25 protein-coding genes are annotated in these 24,937 nt (G+C 51.3%); 16 read left to right on the top strand and 9 right to left on the bottom strand.

What is annotated here, in order from left to right; all coding sequences use genetic code 11:
* Positions 1-21: 21 nt before the first annotated feature.
* From KNP67_RS08380 to KNP67_RS08370, 3 genes are all read right to left on the bottom strand, one after another.
* Positions 22-684 (bottom strand): hypothetical protein, encoded by a 663-nt coding sequence (locus KNP67_RS08380; RefSeq protein WP_021067942.1) that lies wholly within the window; start codon positions 682-684, stop codon positions 22-24.
* A gap of 50 nt (positions 685-734) precedes the next feature.
* Positions 735-1,940: an NAD(P)/FAD-dependent oxidoreductase gene (locus KNP67_RS08375; RefSeq protein WP_214756456.1), complete on the bottom strand. Its 1,206-nt coding sequence runs from the start codon at positions 1,938-1,940 to the stop codon at positions 735-737.
* Between the two features lie 110 nt (positions 1,941-2,050).
* On the bottom strand, positions 2,051-5,557 hold the full coding sequence (locus KNP67_RS08370) for a chitobiase/beta-hexosaminidase C-terminal domain-containing protein (RefSeq protein WP_214756455.1): 3,507 nt from the start codon (positions 5,555-5,557) through the stop codon (positions 2,051-2,053).
* A 388-nt stretch (positions 5,558-5,945) separates the two neighbouring features.
* Between KNP67_RS08370 and KNP67_RS08365 the strand changes: the two genes are divergently transcribed.
* The 13 genes from KNP67_RS08365 to KNP67_RS08305 all read left to right on the top strand — a co-directional run bounded on the left by KNP67_RS08365 (position 5,946) and on the right by KNP67_RS08305 (position 17,354).
* Positions 5,946-6,701, top strand: a complete 756-nt coding sequence (locus KNP67_RS08365) for an alpha/beta hydrolase (protein WP_021067946.1) — start codon at positions 5,946-5,948, stop codon at positions 6,699-6,701.
* 140 nt (positions 6,702-6,841) lie between these two features.
* Positions 6,842-8,542, top strand: a complete 1,701-nt coding sequence (locus tag KNP67_RS08360) for a glycoside hydrolase family 13 protein (protein WP_131471974.1) — start codon at positions 6,842-6,844, stop codon at positions 8,540-8,542.
* A gap of 430 nt (positions 8,543-8,972) precedes the next feature.
* The gene (locus KNP67_RS08355; protein WP_131471972.1) at positions 8,973-11,381 is read left to right on the top strand and encodes a Na+/H+ antiporter subunit A; all 2,409 of its coding nucleotides are present in this window, start codon (positions 8,973-8,975) and stop codon (positions 11,379-11,381) included.
* The gene (locus tag KNP67_RS08350) at positions 11,378-11,815 is read left to right on the top strand and encodes a Na(+)/H(+) antiporter subunit B (RefSeq protein ID WP_214756454.1); all 438 of its coding nucleotides are present in this window, start codon (positions 11,378-11,380) and stop codon (positions 11,813-11,815) included. The genes KNP67_RS08355 and KNP67_RS08350 overlap by 4 nt, the downstream gene beginning before the upstream one ends.
* A complete protein-coding gene (locus tag KNP67_RS08345; RefSeq protein ID WP_131471970.1) occupies positions 11,815-12,153 on the top strand; it encodes a Na(+)/H(+) antiporter subunit C in 339 nt (112 codons plus the stop codon). The genes KNP67_RS08350 and KNP67_RS08345 overlap by 1 nt, the downstream gene beginning before the upstream one ends.
* Positions 12,146-13,636, top strand: a complete 1,491-nt coding sequence (locus KNP67_RS08340; protein ID WP_131471968.1) for a Na+/H+ antiporter subunit D — start codon at positions 12,146-12,148, stop codon at positions 13,634-13,636. Before KNP67_RS08345 ends, KNP67_RS08340 begins: the two co-directional genes overlap by 8 nt.
* A complete protein-coding gene (locus KNP67_RS08335; protein ID WP_131471966.1) occupies positions 13,633-14,109 on the top strand; it encodes a Na+/H+ antiporter subunit E in 477 nt (158 codons plus the stop codon). The genes KNP67_RS08340 and KNP67_RS08335 overlap by 4 nt, the downstream gene beginning before the upstream one ends.
* Positions 14,109-14,384 (top strand): Na(+)/H(+) antiporter subunit F1, encoded by a 276-nt coding sequence (locus KNP67_RS08330; protein WP_131471963.1) that lies wholly within the window; start codon positions 14,109-14,111, stop codon positions 14,382-14,384. Before KNP67_RS08335 ends, KNP67_RS08330 begins: the two co-directional genes overlap by 1 nt.
* On the top strand, positions 14,371-14,730 hold the full coding sequence (mnhG, locus tag KNP67_RS08325) for a monovalent cation/H(+) antiporter subunit G (RefSeq protein WP_131471961.1): 360 nt from the start codon (positions 14,371-14,373) through the stop codon (positions 14,728-14,730). Before KNP67_RS08330 ends, mnhG begins: the two co-directional genes overlap by 14 nt.
* Before the next feature lie 36 nt (positions 14,731-14,766).
* Complete coding sequence (locus KNP67_RS08320; RefSeq protein ID WP_131471959.1) at positions 14,767-15,099, top strand: hypothetical protein; 333 nt, start codon at positions 14,767-14,769, stop codon at positions 15,097-15,099.
* Positions 15,100-15,163: 64 nt separating this feature from the next.
* The gene (locus KNP67_RS08315) at positions 15,164-15,367 is read left to right on the top strand and encodes a YwbE family protein (protein WP_021067949.1); all 204 of its coding nucleotides are present in this window, start codon (positions 15,164-15,166) and stop codon (positions 15,365-15,367) included.
* Between the two features lies 1 nt (position 15,368).
* Complete coding sequence (locus tag KNP67_RS08310) at positions 15,369-15,536, top strand: hypothetical protein (RefSeq protein ID WP_021067950.1); 168 nt, start codon at positions 15,369-15,371, stop codon at positions 15,534-15,536.
* A 354-nt stretch (positions 15,537-15,890) separates the two neighbouring features.
* Positions 15,891-17,354: an alanine/glycine:cation symporter family protein gene (locus tag KNP67_RS08305; protein ID WP_029596374.1), complete on the top strand. Its 1,464-nt coding sequence runs from the start codon at positions 15,891-15,893 to the stop codon at positions 17,352-17,354.
* A gap of 51 nt (positions 17,355-17,405) precedes the next feature.
* Here KNP67_RS08305 and KNP67_RS08300 read toward each other — a convergent pair whose 3' ends face one another.
* Both KNP67_RS08300 and KNP67_RS08295 read right to left on the bottom strand, forming a co-directional pair.
* Positions 17,406-18,206: a formate/nitrite transporter family protein gene (locus tag KNP67_RS08300; RefSeq protein ID WP_214756452.1), complete on the bottom strand. Its 801-nt coding sequence runs from the start codon at positions 18,204-18,206 to the stop codon at positions 17,406-17,408.
* Positions 18,207-18,301: 95 nt separating this feature from the next.
* The gene (locus KNP67_RS08295; RefSeq protein WP_214756450.1) at positions 18,302-18,688 is read right to left on the bottom strand and encodes a VOC family protein; all 387 of its coding nucleotides are present in this window, start codon (positions 18,686-18,688) and stop codon (positions 18,302-18,304) included.
* An 81-nt stretch (positions 18,689-18,769) separates the two neighbouring features.
* Here KNP67_RS08295 and KNP67_RS08290 point away from each other — a divergent pair, with 81 nt between their 5' ends.
* Genes KNP67_RS08290 through KNP67_RS08280 form a run of 3 tightly spaced genes read left to right on the top strand, consistent with a single transcriptional unit; the run spans position 18,770 to position 22,055 of the window.
* Positions 18,770-19,888, top strand: coding sequence for a GTPase (locus KNP67_RS08290; protein ID WP_214756449.1), 1,119 nt, complete (start codon positions 18,770-18,772; stop codon positions 19,886-19,888).
* A gap of 12 nt (positions 19,889-19,900) precedes the next feature.
* Complete coding sequence (locus tag KNP67_RS08285; protein WP_214756448.1) at positions 19,901-21,043, top strand: YcjF family protein; 1,143 nt, start codon at positions 19,901-19,903, stop codon at positions 21,041-21,043.
* 49 nt (positions 21,044-21,092) lie between these two features.
* Complete coding sequence (locus tag KNP67_RS08280) at positions 21,093-22,055, top strand: 2-hydroxyacid dehydrogenase (RefSeq protein WP_214708328.1); 963 nt, start codon at positions 21,093-21,095, stop codon at positions 22,053-22,055.
* Between the two features lie 46 nt (positions 22,056-22,101).
* Here KNP67_RS08280 and KNP67_RS08275 read toward each other — a convergent pair whose 3' ends face one another.
* The 4 genes from KNP67_RS08275 to KNP67_RS08260 all read right to left on the bottom strand — a co-directional run bounded on the left by KNP67_RS08275 (position 22,102) and on the right by KNP67_RS08260 (position 24,831).
* Complete coding sequence (locus KNP67_RS08275; RefSeq protein ID WP_214756447.1) at positions 22,102-22,875, bottom strand: YflT domain-containing protein; 774 nt, start codon at positions 22,873-22,875, stop codon at positions 22,102-22,104.
* Positions 22,876-22,888: 13 nt separating this feature from the next.
* Positions 22,889-23,404 (bottom strand): YflT domain-containing protein, encoded by a 516-nt coding sequence (locus KNP67_RS08270; RefSeq protein ID WP_029596367.1) that lies wholly within the window; start codon positions 23,402-23,404, stop codon positions 22,889-22,891.
* 112 nt (positions 23,405-23,516) lie between these two features.
* Complete coding sequence (locus tag KNP67_RS08265) at positions 23,517-24,437, bottom strand: hypothetical protein (RefSeq protein ID WP_242678989.1); 921 nt, start codon at positions 24,435-24,437, stop codon at positions 23,517-23,519.
* Positions 24,418-24,831, bottom strand: coding sequence for a methylglyoxal synthase (locus KNP67_RS08260; RefSeq protein ID WP_034780495.1), 414 nt, complete (start codon positions 24,829-24,831; stop codon positions 24,418-24,420). Before KNP67_RS08260 ends, KNP67_RS08265 begins: the two co-directional genes overlap by 20 nt.
* Between the last annotated feature and the right edge of the window lie 106 nt (positions 24,832-24,937).

Raw genomic sequence — 24,937 nt, 5'->3', positions numbered from 1 at the left:
TATCTTTTTGGATGAATCAGGTTATAACGCGGCCCAGACACTCTGCTTCAAGACGATACGTTGGACCGTTTCGGGATTGAGATCATATTTCGTTGAAACGGTTCGGGTCACTTTCGCTTTCAAGTCAGGGTCGTCCGATTGCTCGGCCTCGTAGACGCGATTCCAGACTTGCCAGACGCGCGCTTCCTTGTCCGACAGTTGCGTGTCCCATTCTTTCTCTTTCAATTGCCAGCCGAACGACATCTCCTCATAGGCGCCGGGTTGGACCGTACTCGCCAGGCTCCAATCGCCTTCAGGGGCAAATACGGCTTCGCCGAGTGGTGATTCGGTACCGATATAGGCTTCGTGATCATAAAAACGGAGGAGGGCGGCTTGGAACGTATCACGCGCCGTCACCTCGTCCATGACATCCTGACTGATGGACTGGAGCGTCTCGACGTCAGGTTGTCCGTGGACCACGATGTCATACGTATAGCGGACGGCCTCGTCTTCTGTCACAGCTTGTCTCGTTTCAATCGTGTAGCGTTGCTCGTCGTCTGTTGCCTCTGCTTGCGTGACGGTTTCCTCTGGCGTTTCTTCGGCCGGCTCATGCGGCCAGACGTAGACGGTCAAGGCGATGGCAGGGATGAAGAGAAGACCGCGCCTCAGGCGATACACCCATTTTGGTTTTTGTTTTGTTGTCATTTCACTCACTCCAATGCGTATGTATAAAAAAATCCCCTGATGTCAGGGGATTAACGTGTCCGATCTAATCGTACGATTCGAGCATCTGGATTGTCGATGCCGCGGACCAACTCGCTCAAAATTTTAGAACCTAACATGCTGTAGACCGTGCCGTTGCCCCCATATCCGAGTAAATAGTAGAGGTTCGGACGGTCCGGATGTTCCCCGATAAAGGGTAGCTGGTCGATTGACTCACCGAACAGGGCCACCCAGGCGTATTCAACTGTCAAATCATACATCGGGAACAGAGCTTCGACTTCTTGGCGCAACCGCTCGGCCCGTTTTTGAATGAGTGCCTCGCTATGCGGGGTCTCTGCTTTTTCTTCATCGAGTCCGCCGGCGATGATGCGGCCGTCGACGGTCGTCCGTAAATAGAGGTACGGCCGTTTCGTTTCCCAAATGAGCGCCTGACCTTCCCACTCGCCGAAATCAGGGACGGGATTCGTCGCAATCGCATAAGAACGGTTGAGTTCGATCCGATGCGTGTCGAGGAGCGGGGCCGGACGATAGCCGGTCGCGAAGATGACGTGGCCCGCTTTGAACGTTCCTGTGGGAGTCAAGACGAGCCAGTCGTCTCCGTCGGCGACGACTTCTGTGACGTCCGTCTCTTCGAAGATGGGGACGTTTTGGGTCGACAAGTAGCGGACGACCTGACGGCTGAGCGTGAGCGGATTGACCTCGGCATCGCCGTTCGTAATCAAGCCGGCCGGTTTATCGAACGGATAGCGTTCTTGTAACGCCTCCCGGTCGAGCCATTCGGCCGCGAGTCCGTGTTTCGTCAGCATCTCATACTCCCGTTCCAATTTGGAGACATCTGCCTCGCTGCTGGCGAAGCAGAGACTGTCACGCCGGATATAGACGTCCTTGGCGTCAACCGTCCCGGCGACCTCGTCGAGCGCATCGACCGCCTCGGCACACAGTTGATAGAAGCGGACCGCGTCCGCTTCACCGATTTGTTCGGCCAGTTCGTGCAACATGATGTCGTTCGAGTATTGAATGAGCCCTGTGTTCGCTGCCGTACTCCCGGCTCCGACTTTCCCTTGGTCGATGACGGCGAAATCGACAACGTCCTTGTAAAGCGTATAGGCTGTCAGCGTTCCCGACATGCCCGCGCCGATAACGAGTACGTCGTAGCGCTCTTTCTTGATTGGTTTTTGTAAGACGATCTGTTCCGATTCTGTGGTCGGCCAATATAAGTTCCCGTTGTGCATCTCCATGACGTCATCCTCCGATAATCAGCATCTTCTAATTAATCCCCGAATTTCACGAATGAAAACGCAAAAGGCCGCAGACAATCTGTCTGCGGCTTGCGTATTCGATTCGATCGTTATTTTTTGATGACGACCGTGTTCGCGGATGCGCCTTTCGTGTAGCTGATCCGTTTCACATTCTCTGCGCCACGGATTTCAGCCAAGTTCGTTCCATCGACAATTACTTCTTTGACCGTGGCGCCGTCGAAGTCGATGATGGCACCGGCTTCTTTCGGTTTCACTTGAACGACGATGTTTTTAAGCGGGTCACCTGTCAATTCTGTGTAGGCGCCGCGTACGAAGATGCCGTTCTTGAAGTTCGTGCCTTTGCCGATCGTCACGCCGATGAAGTCATCTTGGAGGACGAGGCGTGCAGCCTTGTGGTTCTCGACCGTGTAACGCGTCAATTCCACTTCTGGCTCCGGAGTGAGGTCGATTTGTGCGAGGACCGGATCGTGGTCACTGGCGCGACCCGACATTTCCGTGAAGTCAGCGTTGACGTGAATCATATCAATTTCGGTCGTCGCCGCTAAACGGTTTGACACGAGGATATGGTCGAGCACTTGCGAGTTCCCTTGATAGACGTACGAGTAACGGTCGACAGCTGGGACTTTCTCGACCATGTTCGTCATCAAGTCGCCTTTGAAGATTTGCATCGCATCCGAGAATTCGAAGTCGTTGAAGTCACCGAGGGCGACGACGTTCGCGTCAGGGTTGTCCGTTTTCACGTCAGCGACGAAGTCATGGACGATTTGAGCGATTTGTTTCCGTTGGACTTCACTGCCGAGCACGACCGGCTGTTTCGAGCCGAAGAAACCAGTGTCGCCACCTTTCGAGTTCCAGTGGTTGGCGATGACGACGACGTTCTCGCCTTGGAAGTCGAACTGGGCCGCGAGCGGTTTACGTGAGCTGTTGAACGCCGGGTTGAGCGGGTCGATCCGGCCCGGGTTGTGCGTCAACTTGCCATTTTCATAACCGACAGCCGTCGTCGCGTCACCGGCAGGGATGCCTTCTGTGAGCGAGACACGTTCCGGGTCATACAAGAAGCCGACGCGGATGTTGGCGTTCGGTGCGCCGCCGTCTTTATTGTACTCAGGGTCGATGTTGACGTACTTGTACGACTTGCCGCCGATTGAGACGATATTGTCAATCAAGCGTTGGTAGCTTTGGTCGGCCGCAGAATCGCCTGTGCCTTCCCCGTTGTTATCTTGAACTTCGGTCACACCGATGATATCCGGGCTGTTCAATTCCTCGACGAACGCTTTCGCGAGTTTGAGGGCTTTCTCATCTGACGTCTCTTTGACGTTGTTCGAGAAGTTCTCGAGGTTGTAAGAGGCGATCGTCAATTTGTCCTCTTCAGCTTCGATGAACGTCGTCTCACGCTTGGCGTCACCTTTGATGAAGGCAGCCTTCATCTCATCAAGACCTGCTTGAATCTTATAGTTGCCGTACGAGTATCCAACGACACCGACGATCGGGCCATTGAAGCGGTCACCGGTCGCGACATCGAAATCACGAGCGTCGGCATTCGGTTCGAGACGGAATTGAATCCGTTCCGGGTTGGCATCATCTTTTTTCAACAGAATACCACCGTTGAACGTCTCGGTCGGTGTTGCTTCGAACACGGTCACGAGGTCGCCGTTCTGTTGCGGTGATACCGATTTGAGGTTGCCCGTCTCGACGCGCATCCCTTCAAGGCTCTCCCAGAAGTCGATGGCATCTTTTTCCGGATTGAAGACGGCGAGGGCATCGCTGTCGATGAACTCGGTCGGCAAGTTCGACGCGTCGATTTTCACCGGCGTCGGGAGTGTGACACCGCTCTTGACGACGTTGACACTTCCGTTGCGTGTATCGATTTGCGTCATCTTCATATCCGTCTGTTGACGGTCGCTGTAGCCTTCGATGGCGTACTCGCTGACGAGACCTTTCACGTTGACAAGGTCACCGACTTGGATGCCCGCGATCGAACGGCCACCATACAAGATGATCCCTTCTGACGTGCGTGCATCTTGGTCGGCTTCCATGTCAGGCGTTTGGATATAGTAATACGTCGTACCCATCGAGACGAACGAGTACGTGACGACGCCTTCGACGCCTTCAACAGTCTGTCCGTTCATCGGTGACGTGTGGCTTGCGCCTTGGATGTCATGGATGCGGATTTTGTCCGTGATTTTATAGTCGAACGTCGTCACGGCGCTGAACGCATCACCCGATTTGACGGCAACTTTGAGCGTTTTCGTCTCCTCGATGCGGACTGGTGACGTATAAAGGGTACCGTTCACTTTCGGGTCCGACCCGTCGAGCGTGTAATAGATGTCAGCGCCCGCTGTCGTCGTCGAAAGTGTCACGTCTTGTGGACCGACGAACGTGCCCGCACCTGGCTTCGCTGTCGCCGGACGGAGTACCGATGCGTCGATGACTGTGTCAGATACGTCGCGCGGAATGATTTGATACGTATTATCGAACTGTTGCACGATACCCGTGATCGACGAGTAGTTGACGTCCGTCTGTAAATCGAGAATGCCACGCTCATCACGCACGACGAACTCTTTCGTTCCATCCGTCGCCGTCAAGTTTTGCCCGCTACCTGAGAGGGTGACGTTATTGACGGTGACGAGTTCAGACTCGACGTCCTCATTGATTTGTTCGCCAGTGAGGACTTGCGCAGCTGGGACGCTCGCCGCTTGTTTTGACACGACGACGGCGCTGTTCAATTGAAGCAATTCACGATACGAACCGATGGCACCCGTGACGACGACTTCATCACCGACGTTGACGGCAAGTGACGTCGGACGGACCGAGAGTCCGCCTGTCGCATCTTGAATCGAAATCGTGTTGGCCAGTTTCGCCGTGACGACTCCTTTAATCGTGACCGTTTCACCTTCGGCTTTCGTACGGGCGTCACTGATTGAAATCGGAGTGACCGGCGCCGGTGGTTCTACCGTACCGCCATCGCCGTAGTCGACGCCTTGGAACGTGTGTGATCCGAGGTTCGTGAACGTATCGATTGGTTGTGTGTTCCATTCAGTGGCCGGGTCGAACGCATCCGCGCCGTTCGCATCCCCTGTCGTGACCGTATCTTTCCGAACCAACGACTGGTCAGCCGTGGCGACCGTCGTTCCCCATTTCGTACCCGGATCGAATCCGACTTGACCGAAGACGTCGAGCACCGTGTCCCCTTTTTTCAAGACGAGCGTGTCGTCGCCGTTAAAGTTCGTCACACCGCTTGTCGTGTTCGACTTCGCTTTCAAGGCATCACTCGCGCTGGCGTTGACGATGACATACGTGCCACCTGGCTCGAGCGTACCTGTCAAGTTGAGGGTCGTGCCTGGAGCCGTACCGCCGTTTGAATACAGTTCAAGTTTATAGGCCGAGAGGTCGATGGCCGCATTCGTTCCATTGAACAGTTCAATCGCTTTATTGTTGCTCGAGCCTTCAACGTATTCCGAGATGAACAGGTCTGAAGCGTTCAGCGTCTCTGCGTGTACGTTTGCCGCGATTGGCGTCATGCTGCTGACGATGAGTCCGGCTGATAAGGCGAGTCCGGTCATTTGTTTGAATGAACGTGCTTGTGGTTTCCCCATGTGTTAGTCTCCCTTTGATTATGTAGATAACCGATACGATGTCCCAGTTCGTGTGGTCACTTGCTTGAGCGGATGCCCCCTTTAGGCCAAAACGAAATGATAGCGCTTACATTACTCGACTTGACGTAAGGAAGTTGCGTTCGTACTCCCTCCATCGATTGACGGATTTCACTATCATTTACCAACTTTTCAACTACATGTTAAACATAACCAAGCAGACGTCAGAACTCAATCCACTTATTGCGAAGTTCATATTACAGTTTGATTACAGACTTGAAGAGAACTGAGCAAGTAGGCAATCGGGTTGACGGGACGCCCCCCAACTCTTACAATTCATTAATACAATTAAGTGTATCGGTTAACTGTGGATTAAATGGGGAGGAAACGAATGACGACAATTACTTATCCGGTCATCCCGGGAGCGGGCGCGTTTTATTATGAAGGAAATGATATCGGCATCTTGTTATGCCATGGCTTTAACGGGACGCCTCAAAGTGTGCGTGACGTCGGAATCGCCTTGATGGAGAAAGGATTCACCGTCTTCGCACCGCGGCTCAAAGGACATGGGACGGATCCGGAAGAGTTTCGGCAATCGACACGCCGCTGCTGGTATGAGTCGATGGAAGCCGGTATCCGTCTCTTGCGTGAGCGATGTCGACACGTCATCGTTGTCGGGCAGTCAATGGGCGGGACGCTGGCGATGAAGGCCGCTTTGGCCGGACAGGCCGATGCGATCGTCACCATCAATGCGGCGTTGTCCGTGCCAGGCTATGCCTGTCACGCCACGGACGATGTCTGTCGTTTCATTGATGAAGACGAACCGGATATCTGTGCACCAGGCGTGTACGAGATTGTCTACGACAAAGTGCCGACGTCAGCCATTCGAGAATTACTCGCGCTCATCGAGGAAGTGCGACCGATGGCGGCCGAGGTGACCGTACCGACGTGCGTCATCCATTCGGCCATCGATAATGTCGTGCCGCCCGAGGACTCGATGTGGTTGTACGAGACTGTTCAAGCCCCAAAGCAACGAGAGGTGCTCGAACAGTCGTACCATGTGGCGACGATGGACCATGACCGGGAGCGGTTAGCGGACGTCATCGGCGCATTCTGTGAACAAGTTGCGACAGCCCCGAAAATGTAGTCTCCGGACTACATTTTTTATATCTCATTATTTGCAAACGCTTGCACAAGTGCTATTCTAGGATTAGATTCATCCTAAAACAGGTATTGCTGTTCAAGTATATAAAATATAAATGATGAGATGTAGGAGGCAAGCGGCGTATGGAGTCAATGGTCAGCAGAGAACAAGTGGCGAAAAAAACGGTTACCCGCACGTGGTGGAAAGAAGCAATCGCGTATCAGATTTACCCGCGTAGCTTTAAAGATTCGAACGGAGACGGGATTGGGGATCTCCGCGGTATCATTGACAAGCTGGATTACTTAGAAGACCTGGGGATCGATGTGATTTGGATTTGTCCGATGTATAAGTCCCCGAACGATGATAACGGATATGATATCTCGGACTATCAAGACATCATGCAAGAGTTTGGGACGATGGAAGACTTTGACGCCTTGCTCAAGGCCGTCCATGCCCGTGGAATGAAATTACTGTTAGACCTTGTCGTCAACCATACCTCTGACGAGCATCCATGGTTCGTCGAATCAAAAAGTTCGAGACACGACCCGAAGCGGGACTGGTACATCTGGCGTGACGGAACGGATGAGGCACCTCCGAACAACTGGGCGAGTATCTTTGGGGGCTCGGCGTGGGAATACGATGAGACGACCAAGCAATACTATTTGCACGTCTTCTCTAAAAAACAGCCAGATTTGAACTGGGAAAACAAAGACGTACGTGATGCCGTCTACGATATGATCAACTGGTGGCTCGACAAAGGAATCGATGGTTTCCGAGTCGACGCGATCAGCCACATCAAGAAGATGCCAACTGAGACGATGTTGCCGTCTCCAGACGGCAAATCGTACGTCACGGCGTTCTCGATGTATTCGAATATCGACGGCATCCACGATTATCTTCAAGAGATGAAACAAGCGACGTTCGCCAATTACGACATCATGACGGTCGGCGAAACGAACGGGATTGAACCGCAAGCGGCCGACTTATGGATGGGGCCGGACAACGGGGCGATGAACATGGCATTCCACTTTGACCATGTCGACATCATGCGCAAGTCACGCCTGGCACCGCTCGATGTCGTCGAATTGAAACGAATCTTTGACAAGTGGCAACAAGGCCTGCTCGAGACGGGATGGAACGCTCTCTATATCGAGAATCACGACATGGTGCGCGCCGTCTCGCTCGTCGGGGATGAGAACCATTACTGGCGCGAAAGCGCGACCGCCCTCGGCATGATGTATTTCTTCATGCACGGGACACCGTTCATCTATCAAGGACAGGAAATTGGCATGAAGAACGTGCCGTTGCCATCGATTCATGACTATGACGACGTGGCGACGAAAAATGAATACTTCGAACGGATCGCCAACGGAATGAGTGAAAACGATTCGATGCAACAAGTGTGGGGGACGTCACGCGATAACGTCCGCACCCCGATTCAATGGGATGCGTCACCGCACGCTGGTTTCTCGACGGCGACGCCATGGATGCCGATCCATGAGGAGTATGAGACGCTCAACGTCGACGCTCAATCGAAGGATGCCCATTCGATTCTGTCGTTCTATAAGGCGATGATCCGTCTCCGTCGGACGGAAGACACGTTCACATACGGCAGTTACCGCGATTTGTTGCCAGAACATCTGCAAGTTTTCGCCTATGAGCGCACGTTCGAACAACAGACGTTTTATGTCATCGTCAACTTGACGGCGAACCCTGCCGAGACGACGCTGCCTGGTCTCGACAAGGCGACGCTCGTATTGACGAACGAGATGGACCCTGAGACGATCGAGACGGACACGTTTATGCTGCGGCCGTTCGAAGCAAGACTATATCGTTGCTCATAAAACCGAAAGCATTTTTCTGCTTATGACAGAAGAATGCTTTTTTGTCATTAATGGAAAGTATTAGGTAGTGATATGTTTGAAAATAAAAGAGAATAAAAATTAAAAATGTCATTAAAAGGAAAATTATTTACTTTAAAAGTCACTGAATGAATGTGAAAAAAATATGAAAAATTCACGTTTCTTCTTAATAGATTCAGTTGAATCTAAAAAAGGCAAGTATCGAGACGTGAAAGTCTCTATAAATTGCTTTATACTTAGAATTAACAAAGAATCGTCCTGGCAATAAAAATATTTTACTCGGTTTCGTTTGTTGATAAAACGAAGGGAATCAGACACTAAAAAGCTACCTACTCCTACAAAAGGAATCAACAATCATAATTGTAAATATTTTACTTTTTAGGGGCGGTTAAGAAGCAAAGGAGGGAACACATTGTCTGTATTGCACTGGGTGATCTTATCCCCATTTCTATTCGGGCTCATCATACCGTTGTTGTTTAAGTATGTACCAAAAATCCATGTGGGTTGGTTTGTCTGGCTGTTGCCGACGGCACTCTTCATTTACTTCATGAATCGATTACCGGCAATCTCATCTGGAGAAGTCGTCAGTGAGAGCGTCAGCTGGATTCCTGAGTTAGGGATTGAATTTACAGCGTATTTAGACGGTTTGAGCATGTTGTTCGTGTTGTTGATTACGGGAATCGGATCGCTCGTCGTCCTGTACTCCATTTTCTACTTGTCGAAACAAGAGCGACTCGGTAACTTCTACCTCTATTTGATGCTCTTCATGGGAGCGATGCTCGGTGTCGTCTTATCGGATAACTTGATCGTCCTTTATGTGTTTTGGGAAGTGACGAGCATCGCATCGGCGCTATTGATCAGTTACTGGTTCCACAAGGACAAGTCGACGAAAGGTGCTCAAAAGTCGATGTTGATCACCGTGGCGGGCGGATTGGCCATGCTCGGAGGATTCATTTTACTGTTCCAAATGACAGGTACGTTCAGCATCCGTGAAATTATCGCGAACGTCGATGCCGTTCAAGCAAGTCCGCTCTTCATTCCAGCGATGCTCTTAATCTTGCTCGGCGCATTCACGAAGTCGGCGCAGTTCCCGTTCCACATCTGGTTGCCGGACGCGATGGAGGCACCAACGCCGGTCAGCGCCTATCTTCACTCGGCAACGATGGTCAAAGCAGGAATCTATCTCGTCGCCCGGATGACGCCAGTGTTCGGCGGTTCGAACGTCTGGTTTTGGACGCTCTCGCTCGTCGGACTCTTTACACTGTTATGGGGCTCGATCTCAGCTGTCCGTCAAAAGGATTTAAAAGGGATTCTCGCCTTCTCGACGGTCAGCCAACTCGGGCTCATCATGTCGCTCCTCGGCGTCGGCTCGGCTGCGCTCACGGACGGGGCAGACGACCCGATGTATACACAAGCGATTCTCGTCGCAGTCTTCCACTTGTTCAACCACGCGACGTTTAAAGGGGCGCTGTTCATGGCGGTCGGTATTATCGACCACGAGACCGGGACACGCGACATTCGAAAGCTCGGTGGATTGATGACAGTGATGCCGATCACCTTCACAGTCTCGCTCATCGGTCTCGCTTCGATGGCAGGACTTCCACCGTTCAACGGTTTCTTGAGTAAAGAAAAGTTCTTCACGGCGATGCTCAGCGTTCGTGACTTCGAGGCGTTTGATGTCGGTTCGTTTGGGATAATGTTCCCGATCATCGCCTGGATCGCGAGTATCTTCACGTTCCTCTACAGTTTGATTATGTTCTTCCGCACGTTCCGTGGGAAGTTTGAACCGAGTAACTATGAGCGGACCGTGCACGAGGCACCACTCGGGATGTTGATTAGTCCAATCATTCTCGTCGTCCTCGTGATCGTCTTCGGTTTGTTCCCGAACTTGTTGTCGTACTCGATCATTGAGCCGGCTAAACAAGCCATCTTACCGACTTACTTGCCGGAAGGGGAACAGTTCGTCGTCAACATTAAACTATGGCATGGCATTAACACAGAGCTTTTGATGACGCTTGGTGTCGTCTTGGTTGCTTCTCTGTTGTTCTATGTGATGGGGCGTTGGACGAAACTCGCGATCTATAACCGCGAGCGTGACCCGCTCAACTGGCTCTACGACAATGCGCTTACAGGACTCACATCCGGCTCGCAGTGGATCACGCGTCTCCAAATGACAGGGCGGTTGCGGGATTACTTCGCCTATATCTTCACGTTCATGTTGCTTCTCGTCGGGTATACGTTCTGGCGCTTCGACGCATTCGCCATCGATACGTCGAACACGAGCGTGATTGAGCCGTTCATGTGGATTTTGATTCCACTGCTCATGGCGGCAGTGATTAGCATCCCGTTCTTGAATCATCGAATCACCGCGGTCATCGTCGTCGGGGTCGTCGGTTTCTTGCTAGCACTTTTGCTCATCGTGTTCCGGGCGCCAGACCTCGCGCTCACAAAGTTGCTCGTTGAGACGGTCACCCTCGTCATCTTCATGCTCGCGTTCTATCACTTGCCAGAGTTGCGCAAAGAAAAGTTCACACCGCGCTTGAACATTAGTAACATGCTCATCTCGGTGAGTGTCGGTGTCATGATGACGCTCGTCGCTTTCAGTTCGATGGCGCTTGGTAATTCGTCAGGGTACGTTTCGATTTCTGAGTATTTCCTAGAAAATGCAAAAGAGCTCGCTGGAGGCTATAACGTCGTCAACGTCATTCTCGTCGACTTCCGAGGTCTCGATACACTACTTGAGGTACTCGTACTCGCCGTGGCCGCGCTTGGAGTCGTCACATTGATTAAACTGCGCTTGAAAGGAGGAGAAGATGTATGAATAAGCAAGTGAAACCGAATAACTTGATGCTTCGCAACGTTACTCGAGTGGTCACATTCATCTTGTTTACGTTCTCGATTTACTTGTTCTTCGCCGGGCATAATAATCCCGGTGGAGGCTTTATTGGTGGATTGATGACGGCAAGCGCACTTCTCCTTCTCTATTTAGGATTTAGCATGAGACGGATTAAAAAGGCTGTGCCTTTTGATTTCACGACGATCATTGCTGTCGGTTTGCTAGTCGCGCTAGCGACGAGTGTGTCGAGCATGTTTTTCGGCCATCCGTTTTTGAGCCAGTTTTATGAGTACGTGCAGTTGCCTGTACTCGGGGAGACGGGGGTAGCGACTTCGCTACCGTTTGATTTAGGTATTTATTTAGTCGTCGTTGGTATGGCATTAACGATTATTTTAGCGATTGCGGAGGATGATGCGTAATGGAGATACTCATGTCAATTACGGTTGGTGTCCTCTTTATGATCGGCACTTACCTGTTACTGTCGAAAAGTTTATTACGAATTGTACTCGCCCTCATCATATTGTCGCATGGCGCACACTTCTTGCTTCTGACGATGGGCGGGCTACAAACGGGCGGTCCACCGCTCTTGAATTTGAACGTGGAGACGTTCACCGATCCTTTGCCACAAGCGTTGGTGCTAACGGCAATCGTGATTAGTTTTGGAATGACGTCCTTTTTACTTGTCCTGTCTTATCGGACATACAAAGTGTTTCGGACAGACGACTTAGATCAGTTAAGGGGGTCGCCTGATGAGTAATCTACTCGTACTTCCATTTCTTATCCCGTTTGTGATGGGAGCGGTCATGATTCTGTTTTCTAAGAACATCGGTCTACAGCGCGTTTTGAGTGGACTGACCGCCCTGTCCATGCTCGGCGTCGCCATCTACTTGGTTCGCGTCGTCATGACAGAAGGGATTGTCGTGTTAGAAGTTGGTGATTGGTCCGCACCGTTTGGAATCGTCCTTGTCGCTGATTTGTTTGCGGTGACGATGGTGCTCATGTCGGCTATCGTCGGTCTCCTCTGTCTCTTGTTCGCGTTTCGGACAATCGCGCCGGAACGTGAGAAATTCTTCTTCTACCCGTTTTACTTTTTCCTATTAACGGGTGTGAACGGAGCGTTCTTGACGGGAGACATCTTCAACTTGTTTGTCTTCTTCGAAGTCATGCTGATCTCGTCTTACGTCTTGATTGTGATGGGCGGGACGAAGTACCAGTTACGTGAATCTCTCAAATACGTCGTCATGAATATCTTCGCGTCCATCTTGTTCGTCGCGACAATGGCCTTCACCTATGCCGTGACGGGTACGCTGAATATGGCGCAACTCGCTGAGCGCGTGGCTGAGCTCGAACAAGTCGGGGTGTTGAATGTGATTGCGATGTTTTACTTCATCGTCTTCGGGATGAAAGGCGCGCTCTTCCCCCTCTACTTCTGGTTACCGCGTTCATACTTCGGGCCACCCGCAGCGGTCGCCGCATTGTTCGGCGGACTGTTGACGAAGGTTGGGATTTACGCGATTATCCGGACGTTCACGCTCATCTTCCCGCACAATCAAGAGTTCACCCAACCAATCCTCATCTGGGTCGGGGCCATCACGATTGTCATCGGCGGTCTCGGAGCGGTCTCGAACTTCGACTTCAAGCGGATCTTGTCGTACCATATCGTATCGCAGGTCGGTTATATGGTCATCGGTCTCGGGCTATACACGAGCCTTGCGATTGCTGCGGCGATTTACTATATCGTCCACAATATCATCGTGAAGACGGCACTTTTCCTGTACGCAGGGACGGCGCAGCGGATTACGGGTACGACCGATTTGAAGCAAATGGGTGGATTGTTGAAGACGCACCCGCTCCTCGGGTGGATGTTCTTCATCACCGGAATCGCCATTGCGGGAATACCGCCGTTCAGTGGGTTCATCAGCAAGTTGTCACTCATCGTTTCTAGTTTTGAGACAGAGCAATATCTCGTCGGCGGGATTGCACTCGCCGTCGGGATGCTGACGCTCTTCTCGATGATCAAGATTTTCATGTACGTGTTCTGGGGTGAGCAAAAGCACACGACAGCCCAAGGGAAGACGAAAGTCGGAGCGTTGTTGCTCCCGGCCGTCCCGCTCGTCATTTTGACGACGGTGCTCGGGATTGCGGCGCAACCGATCCTCTCGTTCTTCCTTGATGCATCAAATCAGTTGTTGGACCCGTCGATTTATATTGATTCGGTCTTGAGAGGAGGGGGAGCATGACGTTTCAAATCGTATTGAACACGGCCATCGCCATTTTGTGGGCGGTGCTTTGGAACAGTTATACCGGAGTCGATTTCCTGCTCGGTTATCTCGTCGGGGTTTTCATCTTATATGTCCTCCGGCACTTCCTCCACTTTGATTTTTATATGCGCCGGGTGATTGCCGCATTTAAACTACTCGCCCTGTTCATTAAAGAGTTGATTCTATCCAATATCGACGTCGTGAAAGTGTTGCTCAGTCCAAAGTTTGAGATTGAGCCTGGGATTATTGAAGTGTCGACAGAACTAAAGAGTGGCTGGGAGCTGACACTGCTCGTTTCCCTCATCAGTTTGACACCTGGTACGATTGTCATGGACTTTTCGGAAGACAATAAATCGCTCTTTGTCCATTCGATCCATGTACCGGATAAAGAAGAGATGATCCGAGAAATCCATGAAACGTTTGAAAAAGCCATCATGGAGGTGACACATTGATGTTTAACGTGTTGCTCATGATCTCGTTGATCCTCATGTCATTCGCGCTCGTTATTTCGTTTGCTCGAATCATCAAGGGACCATCCCTTCCAGATCGCATCGTCGCCCTCGATTCGATTGGGATCACCTTGATTGGGATGATTGGGATTCTAATGATTCTCCAAAAGACGATTGCATACGCGGAAGTCATTTTGATGATTGGTATTTTGGCGTTTGTCGGGACGATTGCCTTATCGAAATTCATAGAGAGGGGGAATATCTTTGACCGCGATTGAATGGTTGATTGCGATTTTATGTTTGATTGGCGGCTTTCTCAGCTTCATGGGCGGAATCGGACTTATTCGTTTCCCGGACGTGTACGGTAGGACCCATGCGGCTGCGAAAAGTGCAACGCTCGGTGTCATGACCGTCATGACGGGGACATTCCTCTACTTTTTGGTTATAGAAGGCATGTTCTCCGGGAAGATTTTATTGACGATTTTGTTCGTCTTTTTGACGGCGCCGCTTGCTGCACTCATGATGTCTCGGGCAGCCTATTTAACCGGAGTTCCGTTGTCTGAACTTACGACGCAAGATGATTTGAAGAAAAAGTACCCCGATGCCCAAAAAGATGTAAAGTAGACCTTGTCAGAAACCGAATTGCTGAGGAGGCGCGCCATGCATCAAATTCAAGTTGAAAATGAAAGTGTTTCGTATCGAGTGACGATTGTCGAGGCCGACCGGGCCTTCCTTATCCTCGATGTTCATGGTCGGCGCGAGGTGGTGACGACGGCGAACTATATTTCCTTTGCGCGCGACCTCACTACGGCCCATCGGCGATTGAGTGGGGTGGCTCAGCTCTTGAACGTCCAAGGCGAAGAAGTATTGAACATCGAATACCTCGGTGGTCACGTCGATGTTCAGCTGATCGGAGACGCTGGTATCCGAACGCTTACGACCGATCAAAGTTATATGACACCTGTGCTTGCTCAAATCGGGATCGTGGAATAGATTGTGACAAACGCGGGAAAAGAGCATATGATAGAGGTTGACTATACGGAAAGGGGTGTCGGGTATGGATGGCACGAAACGCGCGGACATTCGCCCAGGGCTCCACGTCCAGATTGTCCTAAAACAAGATCAGCGGAGTGGGAAGTTGACGTCAGGCGTCGTCAAAGACATTTTGACGAACTCGCCGCGTCACCCGCACGGCATTAAAGTACGCTTAAGCGATGGACAGGTCGGTCGGGTGAAAGTGATCGAAGCTGGAGGTGAATAACATGACTGAAAAGAAATTAAGTTTTCAAGAGGCGATGAAGCAAAAACTCGCTGAAAAGAAACAAAACGAGACGAAAGTGCCGACAGGACTTCGTGGGACGAAGCAGAAACCGTTGACGAACCAGTTGACGAAGAAGCCGAACAACCAGAAGAAACGGACAGGCGTTTAACAAGCAGCCGCTCAATGAGCGTCTGCTTTTTTTATTTCCCAAATGAATAATGAAAGGAAGCTGGTATTTTCTATACATTCAAATCTATTTACAAAGCGAATAGTTTGAAACAAGTTGAATGAGGACGTCAAAAAAAAGTAGGGAAATAAAGATTTATTATTTCTTTCAGATAACTTTGTAAGCGCTTTAAATAAAGCTATAACTCACCTTTTGTTATATAACATATGAAATAAGTGTGAACTGACCTATAAAAAAAATTATTGATAATTGTCAGAATCTTTGTATAATTCAGAACTAAGACATCATAAAATTTTTAAACAACTTTAGATTCACACAACAGGGAGGAACTTACTTATGGAAGCCGTGCAAAGCATGTTACAAGGAAGCGTCGATTACATGAACAACATCTTATGGACTTATGTTCTGATCGTCGCGCTCGTCGGAGCCGGGATTTACTTTACAGTGAGGACACGCTTTATGCAGTTCCGTTACTTAAAAGAGATGTTCCGGGTCGTCGCTGAAAAACCGGAGGTCACAGACAGCAAGAGCATCAGTTCAATGAAATCGTTCTTCATCGGAGCAGCCACACGAATCGGGACGGGTAACTTGGCTGGTGTCACCGTCGCCGTGACGGTAGGTGGACCAGGAGCGGTCTTCTGGATGTGGATTGTCGCGCTTCTCGGTGGAGCGACAGCGATGATTGAGAGCACGCTCGCACAAGTCTATAAAGTAAAAGATGACGTCGCGTACCGCGGCGGTCCAGCATACTACATTGAAAAAGGACTCAACAACCGGGCCCTTGGTATCGTCTTCGCCGTCTTAATCGCGGTGACGTTCGGTCTCATCTTCAACTCAGTGCAATCGAACACGATCGCGGCCGCGTTTGATAACGCGTTCGGCATCGATGCCGTCGTCGGTGGAGCCATCCTCGTCGTCTTGACTGGATTGGTCATCTTCGGTGGTGTACACCGTGTCGCCAACTTCTCGGCAATCGTTGTACCGATTATGGCTGGATTGTACTTGGCCATCGCCGCTTATGTCGTCGTCGTCAACATCACAGAAATCCCAGGCGTGTTCGCGATGATCTTCCAGAGCGCATTCGGTCTTGAGCAAGCGTTCGGTGGATCGGTCGGAGCAGCCATCTCGATGGGTGTACGTCGCGGTCTCTTCTCGAACGAAGCAGGTATGGGTTCGGCACCAAACGCGGCAGCAGCTGCTGAAGTTTCACACCCAGCGAAACAAGGTTTCCTTCAAGCGCTCGGCGTCTTCTTGGACACGTTGATCGTCTGTACGGCAACAGCGGCCATCATCCTCCTCTCAGACAGCTATGCTGCCGGTAACGGAGAAGGAATCGTCATGCTTCAAAATGCATTGAGCGAACAAATCGGATCGTGGGCGCCAGCGTTCGTAGCTGTCAGTGTCTTCTTGTTCGCCTTCAGTTCAATCGCAGGTAGCTACTACTACGGTGAAACAAACATCGAGTTCATCAAGAAGAGCAAAAACGCAGTTCTTGGTTTCCGCCTTGCGACAATGGCGTTCGTCTTCATCGGAGCGGTCGCAAGCCTCGGCTTCGTCTGGAGCTTGGCTGACTTGTTCATGGCAGGGATGACGTTAATCAACATTGCAGCCATCACATTGCTTGGTGGCGTCGCCTTCAAAGTCCTTCGCGACTACGAAGAGCAGCGTGCCCAAGGGCTCAACCCACGCTTCTCGGCCCGTAAACTCGGCATCGAGAACACGGAATGTTGGGACGTCGAAGAAGAAGAAGTCGCACAAGGTGCAGTCCAAGCGGCTGCTGCCGATACGACAAAAGGTTAATTCGTTCAATATGCAACAACAGGGGCCCTGCGCATCGGGGCCCCTGTCTTTTTATGCTTGTTGACGGATCGATTCAACATTTTTCTCGGCGGGTTTCGCGTTCAAATGGACGTACGTCCCGGCGACGAACAAGGCGCCTCCGACGATGTTGCCAAGCGTGGCAAACAAAAGATTGTTCAACGCCAGCCCGAGGTTGATCGCCTCAGATGGGGCGTAATAGAGCGCGAGCCCGAAGATGCCCATATTGGCAATCGAGTGCTCGAAACCGGCGGCGAAAAAGACGACGACCGGGAGCATCGTGAGCATAATCTTCGCAACGTCATTTTTCGTCTTCAACGGCATAAAGATAGCGATACAGACGAGGATGTTGCACAAAATCCCTTTCAAGAAAATCGCGAGTACGTCTCCGCCCATTTTTTTCGCGGCGACGACCGATAACAGGTGGTCGGCACTGACGTCGCCCATGCTATGGGCACCGATGACGAGCCCGACGAGGATGAGCGCACCGACGAGGTTACCGAGCCAGCTGATGCCCCAGACGGCCGTCAAATCGCGCCAGTCGACACGTCCGCGTTTCGCGCCCGTATACAAATACATCGTGTTGCTCGTGAACAGTTCGCCGCCCATCCAGACGATAAAGACGAGCGCGACCGAGAAACTCATCCCGGCGAACAGCATCGTACCAGGTACATCAATGAACATATTCCCGACCGAAAAGGCAAAGACGACCCCAATCCCGATTAGAAAACCAGCGACGATGGAACGGAGTGCGTAGTGACCGAACGCATGACGCAACAGCGTCGCTTTTTTATAGGCGGCTTCTTCCATATACGCGACAGCTTGTTTTTCCATTTGAACACGGCCTCCTTTAGACAACTTAAGTCTAGGAGGTCCAACAAAAGTTTGCAATTGTTTTCACAAACTTTTTTGAAAGCCGTTTCAACTGTTCACATCGTTGCCACGAGTTCGACTTTCATGCGGTCGGGATCCTCGAAATAAAGAGCGATATAGTTCGGACCACCGGCATAAGGGAAGCGGTCGGCATAGAGCTCCGTGAATCCGTGCTGAGGCAATTCCGAGCGCAGTCGCTCGAGTTGCTCCAATGACGCGGCATGAAAGGCGAGGTGGTTCAACCCTGTCTTTTTACGATGATACGGAGGATCGAGATGTGCGGTCTCGGTTTGGACGAAGACGAGATACGTATCGCCGAAACGATAACTCCTTCCTTCTTCCCATTGTTGGTAGACGGTATAGCCGAGCTCAGTGAGGAGCCAGTCCCACGCCACGAGGCTCTTGTTCAAATCAGAAACGTACAGTTCGACATGGTGTAGCATCGGTCTCATCCTTCCGTCGGACGTTTCAAATTTGTCCGTTTAGTATAATGGTTATTATATAACGAATGCAGGGGGAACCATATGGACAACACGGGGCTTGTCTCGAACATCTTGATCGCGGGGAAGACCGGGGTCGGCAAGAGCGCTTTTTTAAATTACATTTACGGGCGTAATGTGGCCGAGTCACGTGCCGGCAGCCCAGTGACGGCCGAAGGGCTGCATGAATATGAATACTATGACCTTGAGCGAGGCATCTTGTTCCGGTTCTTCGATACGTGGGGACTTGAGGCGGACCGATCCGACGAATGGCATGAGGCGGTCCTGTCCATCGTCAATCAACGGGAAGGTGCACTCGATATCGCCGATTGGTTCCATACGATTTATTACTTACTGTCCATCAACTCGGGACGCGTCGAGGCGTACGAGTTAGAAGCCATTTTAAAACCGCTCTATGCGAAGCGAAGCAACGTCACGATCATCTTGACGAACTATAACCCGGACAGTGCGATGAACGTCGAGAAGGCGGAGGCGATGGAAGCAGTCCTCATGCGTGAGCTTGAGATCCCGCGAGACGCCATGATTCGCGTCAACAGTGTCGAAAAGAAGTTGCTCGGTGGACAAGTCGTGCCGCATATCGGCTACGATGACGTCTGGAAGCGGAATCGAACAAATCTATGGAAAGACGTCGAACGAAAACTGCCACTCAATTTGACCCGTCATTTATTGACTGAGCTAGAGGCGTGGCGTACCCGAAGTTACCGATCCGCTGAGATGATTCGCATGATCACGCCACAAGTGATGATCAGTTGGAAAGCCCGTCAAATCGAAAAAGACTTGGAACAAACACTCGAAGCGGCCGCCGAGACCACAGAGGCCGCGATGGCCCAAGGTGTTCGTCACTACATTCAACTGATGGAGCGTTATCCGCTCGTCGGTGCCCCGTCTGACCTTGTGTTCAAAACACGCCGGGTCGAGCTCGGGTTTGACTATTCATTCAATCGCACCGTTCGGAAGATGGTGCTCGGGATGATCCCGGGCGTCCATTTCATCTATTGGGCGTTCAAACGGAGGACGGCGGAGCGAGGTATCAAAAAAGCCGTCAATCAGCAATACGAGTTGGTCAAACAGACGATTGAGCTGGATGTGCGCCGTGGTTTCGAGGAAGAGATGCGACGGCTTGGCCGAACGCTCAATCAATGAGGAGGAACTGACATGGAGAAAAAAGTCCCATTCAATTTGGATACGTACGATTTAAAAGAAGAACTCGACCGGTTGCGCGGAAAAGTAAAAAAACCGAACATCTTGATCGCGGGAGCGACCGGGTCGGGCAAGAGTTCCGTCGTCAACCACGTCTTCGGTCGTGACTTGACGAAAGTCGCCGCCGGCGAGCCGGTGACGCGCGGGATCCATCAGTTCATGAGTGACGACATCGCCATCGTGCTTTATGACAGTGAAGGGTATGAGATTGGGAGTGCCCGGCAACAAGCATATGCTGATGAAGTCATCGGTTTCGTCGAACGGGCCCAGACGAAAGGGGCGGCCGAACAAATGCATCTTGTCTGGTATGCCATCAACGCCTCGATGAAACGGGTCACGCCGCTTGATCGGGCGCTCATTAAACAATTAAACGAAGCGACGTCGGTCGCGGTCTTGTTGACGCAAATCGATCAAGTCGACCTAGATGAACTGACGGCGCTCCGGAATGAACTGGCGGACGTCGTCCCGGAACAGGCCGTGTTCCAAGTCAGTGTCGCTGAAGAGCTGTTGAATGACCAAGAACTTCGGAACCATCTCGATTGGGAGCGTCTCGTCACCTGGTCTGTCGAACAACTCGACCAATCGCTCCAAGAAGGACTGCTCATGGAGATCCACGCAGAGAGCGAGGCGATGCTCAAGCTGAAACGGAAGAAAGCGAACCGGATCATCTCGGGTTATGTCGCCAGTGCCGGGACGGCGGCGGCGGTCCCGCTCCCATTCGCCGATGCGATCGCGCTCACGCCGATTCAAGTGACGATGAGCGTTCACTTGTTCCGTTATTGGGGTGTGAAAGCGAATGACGATATGTTGAAGACGCTGATTGGGAGCACCATCATCCCTCAAATCGGTCGGGCGCTCTCGAAGACGATTTTATTGAACGTCATGAAGTTCTTTCCTGGGGCGAACGCGGCGGCGAGTGTCATCAATGCGACTGTCGCGTCAGGCATCACCTGGGCGATCGGACTTGCCATCAACGAAGTTGCGTACCGGAACGCGATGGACTCATCGAAAACAATCGAGCAACTGCTTAACAGTGACTTCGGCTCGCTATTCGAGCAGTTCATGGAGCAAAATCCAGTAACGAAAAAGAAACCTTGATTCGACACGTTTGATAAACTGGTCGAGACAAGACAAAGGGGGAGACGGAATGAAGAAACGCATTTACATTACGAGACGGTTACCGGAAGAAGCAGTGGCGCCACTGCGAGACAAGTACGAGGTCCGCATGTGGGAAGAAGAAGCGAAGAGCGTCCCGCGCGACGTCTTGTTGAAAGAAGCGGCGTCAGCGCATGCGCTCTGGACGATGCTCAGTGATACAATCGACCGGGAAGTGATTGAACAGGCCTCGCAACTCGAAGTCATCTCGAACTTGGCGGTTGGCTATAATAATATCGATATTGGAGCGGCCAAGGAACGCGGCATCGTTGTGACGAACACGCCGGACGTGTTGACAGAGACGACGGCCGATCTCGCGTTCGGATTGATGATGATGACGGCACGTCGGCTCGGGGAAGCAGAACGCGATTTACGAGACGGAGAATGGAAATCGTGGACGCCGATGGGTTACGTCGGGATGGACTTGTACCGGGCCAAACTCGGGATCATCGGCATGGGTCGAATCGGGGAAGCAGTCGCACGTCGGGCCCGCGGCTTCGACATGGATGTGTTGTACCATAATCGGACGCGTCGCCATGAATCGGAATCGATGTATGGCTTCGTCTATGCGGAACTCGACGAGTTGCTCGAACAGTCCGACTTCGTCGTCGTCCTCGCGCCGCTCACCGAAGAGACACGTGGGATGTTAGGCGCAGAGCAGTTCGCGAAAATGAAAGAGACAGCGGTCTTCATCAACGTCGCCCGTGGCGAGATTATCGATGAGACGGCGCTCTATGAAGCACTGAAGGAACGGCGGATTTGGGCGGCGGGACTTGATGTGTTCGCTAAAGAACCGGTGGCGATGGACCATCCACTCTTGACGCTCCCGAACGTGACGACGTTGCCGCATATCGGCAGCGCCTCCATCAAGACAAGGCTTGCCATGATGGCGCTCAATCGGGAAGCCATCGTGAACGTGCTCGAAGGAGAAGAGCCGAAAAACCGATTAACGTAAAACAAGGACCTGACCGGGTTGTGGTCAGGTCCTTGTTGCATCTTGGTTAGAAACGGCGGATATTGTCTGGATCTTCGTAATCGTTTCGGAGGGCCCGATCATCGAGTCCACGCAACTTGTTCTCACGGTCAGTCAACTCGGATTTTTTATCCAATATGTCCTGCTCGGGGTCGACGGCCCGGTTTGGATTGTCGGTCGTCGATTCGTTGAACGGTTTCGAATCGATTTCTACACCATCAGACGTATGGCGATCGTCCCGGTTCGCGTCACGATGTTTCGGGTCATTATATGGCTCCGAATCAATCTCCACACCATCGGACGTGTGATGATCTGAGCGGGTCGAACGGGTCGTGTCAGATTTCGGATCATTATACGGCGTCGAATCGATTTCAAGCCCATCGGCCGTATGGTGGCCTTGGTGACTCGTATCGTGTCTCGAGTCGGTATAAGGTGACGAATCGATCGTCAGCCCTTCATTATGACGACGCTCGAAATCTTCATCCACATAGATTAAAATCTTTCCAGCCTCGACATCGCTGTAGTGGCGCTTCACCTCGTCTTCGCTCAAGCCCATATTGCGAAGTCCGGCATGGACGTCCTCATGTCCGCTCAAGAAAGCCCGTACCTTATCAAACCAGCCGGCGTGGTGTGCTGCTTCGGTATGGACGTCCGTTTGACGACGCAAAATCGAGACGTTATCTTCATGTTTGGCGACGACATAGATGTCTGAGTCTTTATAGCCCTTCGCACGCAACTCCTCGACTTTTCCGAGTGCCGCGTCCTGTGTGTCATACATGCTGATAAACCGTTTCTCACTCATCTTCGTTTCCTCCTTATAATCGCCGGTGGTCTTCTAGACCGGAATGTCCGCGGACGATCGGGTCCTCTTTCGTACCGCGAGGTTCTTCGTCGTGATCATTGAATGGCTTCGCGTCGAAGGCGATGCCATCCGCTTCTTCCCCTTTATCATGGTCGAGTTCACTATCTTTCTTATACATATTCGGATAGCGTTCGTATGAGTGTTTATCGATGTAAAGCAATAATTTGCCGGCATCGATCGACGTATAATACTCTTCAGCCTCCGCATCACTGAGTCCCATGTTCCGCAATTCATCACGAATGCGGTCACTGCCGTGAAGGAACGCTTTCACACGGTCCAGCCAGTTGACATCACGAATCCCCGATTCGGCGTTCACATCGGTATGGTAGCGCAAGGCGGAAATTTCCCCGTCCCGCTTGGCCACGACATGCATGTTTTTCTCTGCTTCCCCAGCTTGTTTGAGTTCATTCACCTTATCCATGACTTCTTGCTCGTTATGGAACAACCCAATAATTTTACGATCCGACATGTTGTGCCTCCTTCGATTTCGTTTCATTTTTAATTGACGTCACGCTATTAGTAATTTCCGTTCTAGCAAAGGTTCAAACAAAAAACGCCATCTCCTAGAGAGAATGGCGTGATCAATAATAAATCATTAACGTCTCATTGCCGAGGTGGCACCGCGTGTTCTTCCAAACGAACTCGACGAGTGTCCACATGGCCATGAATCCACTGATCGCGAGCAGAATGAGTGCATACACAGGCGTCAATTGAATCAAGAACGACCATCCGAGCGAGAACAGGATAGGTTGGGTCAATAACACGAAACCGACGTACAGGGCTATGATGAGCAATGCGAAGACAATCCGTCGTCCTAGCGTTTGGAAGTGGTGACGGAAACGGGTCAATAGGCCAAAGATGGCACCGGTCAATAGAACAGGGAGGACGAAGCCGAAATAATCGAGCGGGTAAGGCGTAGCGGGTGCCGTGAACAAGCGCAGACTGAACACATCATCCATTACAAGCAATAAGTTGGCGTAGGCGAATGCCAAAATCATACCGAGTAGCCAACCGAATTGATTCCAGACGCGACGAGATGACTTGATTGCCTCAATTTTCGTATAGGCTAAAAAGGAGACATCACGCATCTCGACATCCTGGAGCTTGACTTGAACTTCGTTGAGCCGCTCAATCGCCCAATCGAATTCCCGATTCGCCTGCGCTTTCTCATGAGGTTTCAATTCATCCGTCGTCTCAATCATCATATGGTAGCGACGTTGGTATTCTTCGTTTGTCGCCGGTTGTTCAATTAAAAATCGAGCATAGTCGTGCGGGTTTTGTTTCGTGAGTCCTTCGAGAGGCTGCCCGTTCTTTTCCGCCTGTTGAATATAGCCGGCTAAACTGTCAAGCAAGCGATCGGCTTGCTGCTTGTCATCTAATAAGTCGTTTAAATGCGTACGGACTTGATCGTAAAACTGTTGAACGACCGGGTCGTTCGATACGTGTGGTTTCAGAAAAATTCCTCTCTTCTTGATAAGTTGTTCATACTGGTGGTTTGTCATTATGGGTCAAGGTCAGCGATTCAAAATCGCCTTGCTCGATACTGCGGATGAGAATCTCACTTCCGCCCATGTTAGTGGCCAAAGGGATGGAATAGACATCACAGAGACGCATCAAGGCACTCACATCAGGTTCGTGCGGTTGAGCCGTCAATGGGTCACGGAAGAAAATAATCATGTCCATCTCACCCCGGGCGACGGCGGCACCGATTTCTTGGTCTCCGCCGAGCGGGCCCGACTGAAAGCAATGGACGGGCAATCCTGTCGCCTCGGCAATGCGCTTACCGGTCGTGCCAGTGGCGAACAGATGATGTTTTTCCAAGACATGAGCGTAGGCTTTCACAAGTACGATTAAATCATCTTTCTTCTTGTCATGGGCAATTAGGGCGATGTTCATCTTACTTCCTCCTCCAAAAGACTTCTTCTTTTAATTCGTATCACATTTGACCTAGAAAGACACGCCTTCTTTCTTTAAGAATGCTTTCTGAAAAAGCTGTTTTCCC

Source organism: Exiguobacterium sp. s157, assembly GCF_018618205.1.
In the GTDB taxonomy this organism is placed as follows: domain Bacteria; phylum Bacillota; class Bacilli; order Exiguobacteriales; family Exiguobacteriaceae; genus Exiguobacterium; species Exiguobacterium chiriqhucha.
Note: the sequence above shows the minus strand (reverse complement) of the source record. Positions and strands in the feature narration are given on the sequence as shown.

Excerpts from the sequence above, each read along its gene's own strand:
- KNP67_RS08380 (WP_021067942.1), bottom strand. The coding sequence starts at position 684 with ATGACAACAAAACAAAAACCAAAATGGGTGTATCGCCTGAGGCGCGGT.
- KNP67_RS08375 (WP_214756456.1), bottom strand. The coding sequence starts at position 1,940 with ATGGAGATGCACAACGGGAACTTATATTGGCCGACCACAGAATCGGAA.
- KNP67_RS08370 (WP_214756455.1), bottom strand. The coding sequence starts at position 5,557 with ATGGGGAAACCACAAGCACGTTCATTCAAACAAATGACCGGACTCGCC.
- KNP67_RS08365 (WP_021067946.1), top strand. The coding sequence starts at position 5,946 with ATGACGACAATTACTTATCCGGTCATCCCGGGAGCGGGCGCGTTTTAT.
- KNP67_RS08360 (WP_131471974.1), top strand. The coding sequence starts at position 6,842 with ATGGAGTCAATGGTCAGCAGAGAACAAGTGGCGAAAAAAACGGTTACC.
- KNP67_RS08350 (WP_214756454.1), top strand. The coding sequence starts at position 11,378 with ATGAATAAGCAAGTGAAACCGAATAACTTGATGCTTCGCAACGTTACT.
- KNP67_RS08345 (WP_131471970.1), top strand. The coding sequence starts at position 11,815 with ATGGAGATACTCATGTCAATTACGGTTGGTGTCCTCTTTATGATCGGC.
- KNP67_RS08340 (WP_131471968.1), top strand. The coding sequence starts at position 12,146 with ATGAGTAATCTACTCGTACTTCCATTTCTTATCCCGTTTGTGATGGGA.
- KNP67_RS08335 (WP_131471966.1), top strand. The coding sequence starts at position 13,633 with ATGACGTTTCAAATCGTATTGAACACGGCCATCGCCATTTTGTGGGCG.
- KNP67_RS08330 (WP_131471963.1), top strand. The coding sequence starts at position 14,109 with ATGTTTAACGTGTTGCTCATGATCTCGTTGATCCTCATGTCATTCGCG.
- KNP67_RS08320 (WP_131471959.1), top strand. The coding sequence starts at position 14,767 with ATGCATCAAATTCAAGTTGAAAATGAAAGTGTTTCGTATCGAGTGACG.
- KNP67_RS08315 (WP_021067949.1), top strand. The coding sequence starts at position 15,164 with ATGGATGGCACGAAACGCGCGGACATTCGCCCAGGGCTCCACGTCCAG.
- KNP67_RS08310 (WP_021067950.1), top strand. The coding sequence starts at position 15,369 with ATGACTGAAAAGAAATTAAGTTTTCAAGAGGCGATGAAGCAAAAACTC.
- KNP67_RS08305 (WP_029596374.1), top strand. The coding sequence starts at position 15,891 with ATGGAAGCCGTGCAAAGCATGTTACAAGGAAGCGTCGATTACATGAAC.
- KNP67_RS08300 (WP_214756452.1), bottom strand. The coding sequence starts at position 18,206 with ATGGAAAAACAAGCTGTCGCGTATATGGAAGAAGCCGCCTATAAAAAA.
- KNP67_RS08295 (WP_214756450.1), bottom strand. The coding sequence starts at position 18,688 with ATGCTACACCATGTCGAACTGTACGTTTCTGATTTGAACAAGAGCCTC.
- KNP67_RS08290 (WP_214756449.1), top strand. The coding sequence starts at position 18,770 with ATGGACAACACGGGGCTTGTCTCGAACATCTTGATCGCGGGGAAGACC.
- KNP67_RS08285 (WP_214756448.1), top strand. The coding sequence starts at position 19,901 with ATGGAGAAAAAAGTCCCATTCAATTTGGATACGTACGATTTAAAAGAA.
- KNP67_RS08280 (WP_214708328.1), top strand. The coding sequence starts at position 21,093 with ATGAAGAAACGCATTTACATTACGAGACGGTTACCGGAAGAAGCAGTG.
- KNP67_RS08275 (WP_214756447.1), bottom strand. The coding sequence starts at position 22,875 with ATGAGTGAGAAACGGTTTATCAGCATGTATGACACACAGGACGCGGCA.
- KNP67_RS08270 (WP_029596367.1), bottom strand. The coding sequence starts at position 23,404 with ATGTCGGATCGTAAAATTATTGGGTTGTTCCATAACGAGCAAGAAGTC.
- KNP67_RS08265 (WP_242678989.1), bottom strand. The coding sequence starts at position 24,437 with ATGACAAACCACCAGTATGAACAACTTATCAAGAAGAGAGGAATTTTT.
- KNP67_RS08260 (WP_034780495.1), bottom strand. The coding sequence starts at position 24,831 with ATGAACATCGCCCTAATTGCCCATGACAAGAAGAAAGATGATTTAATC.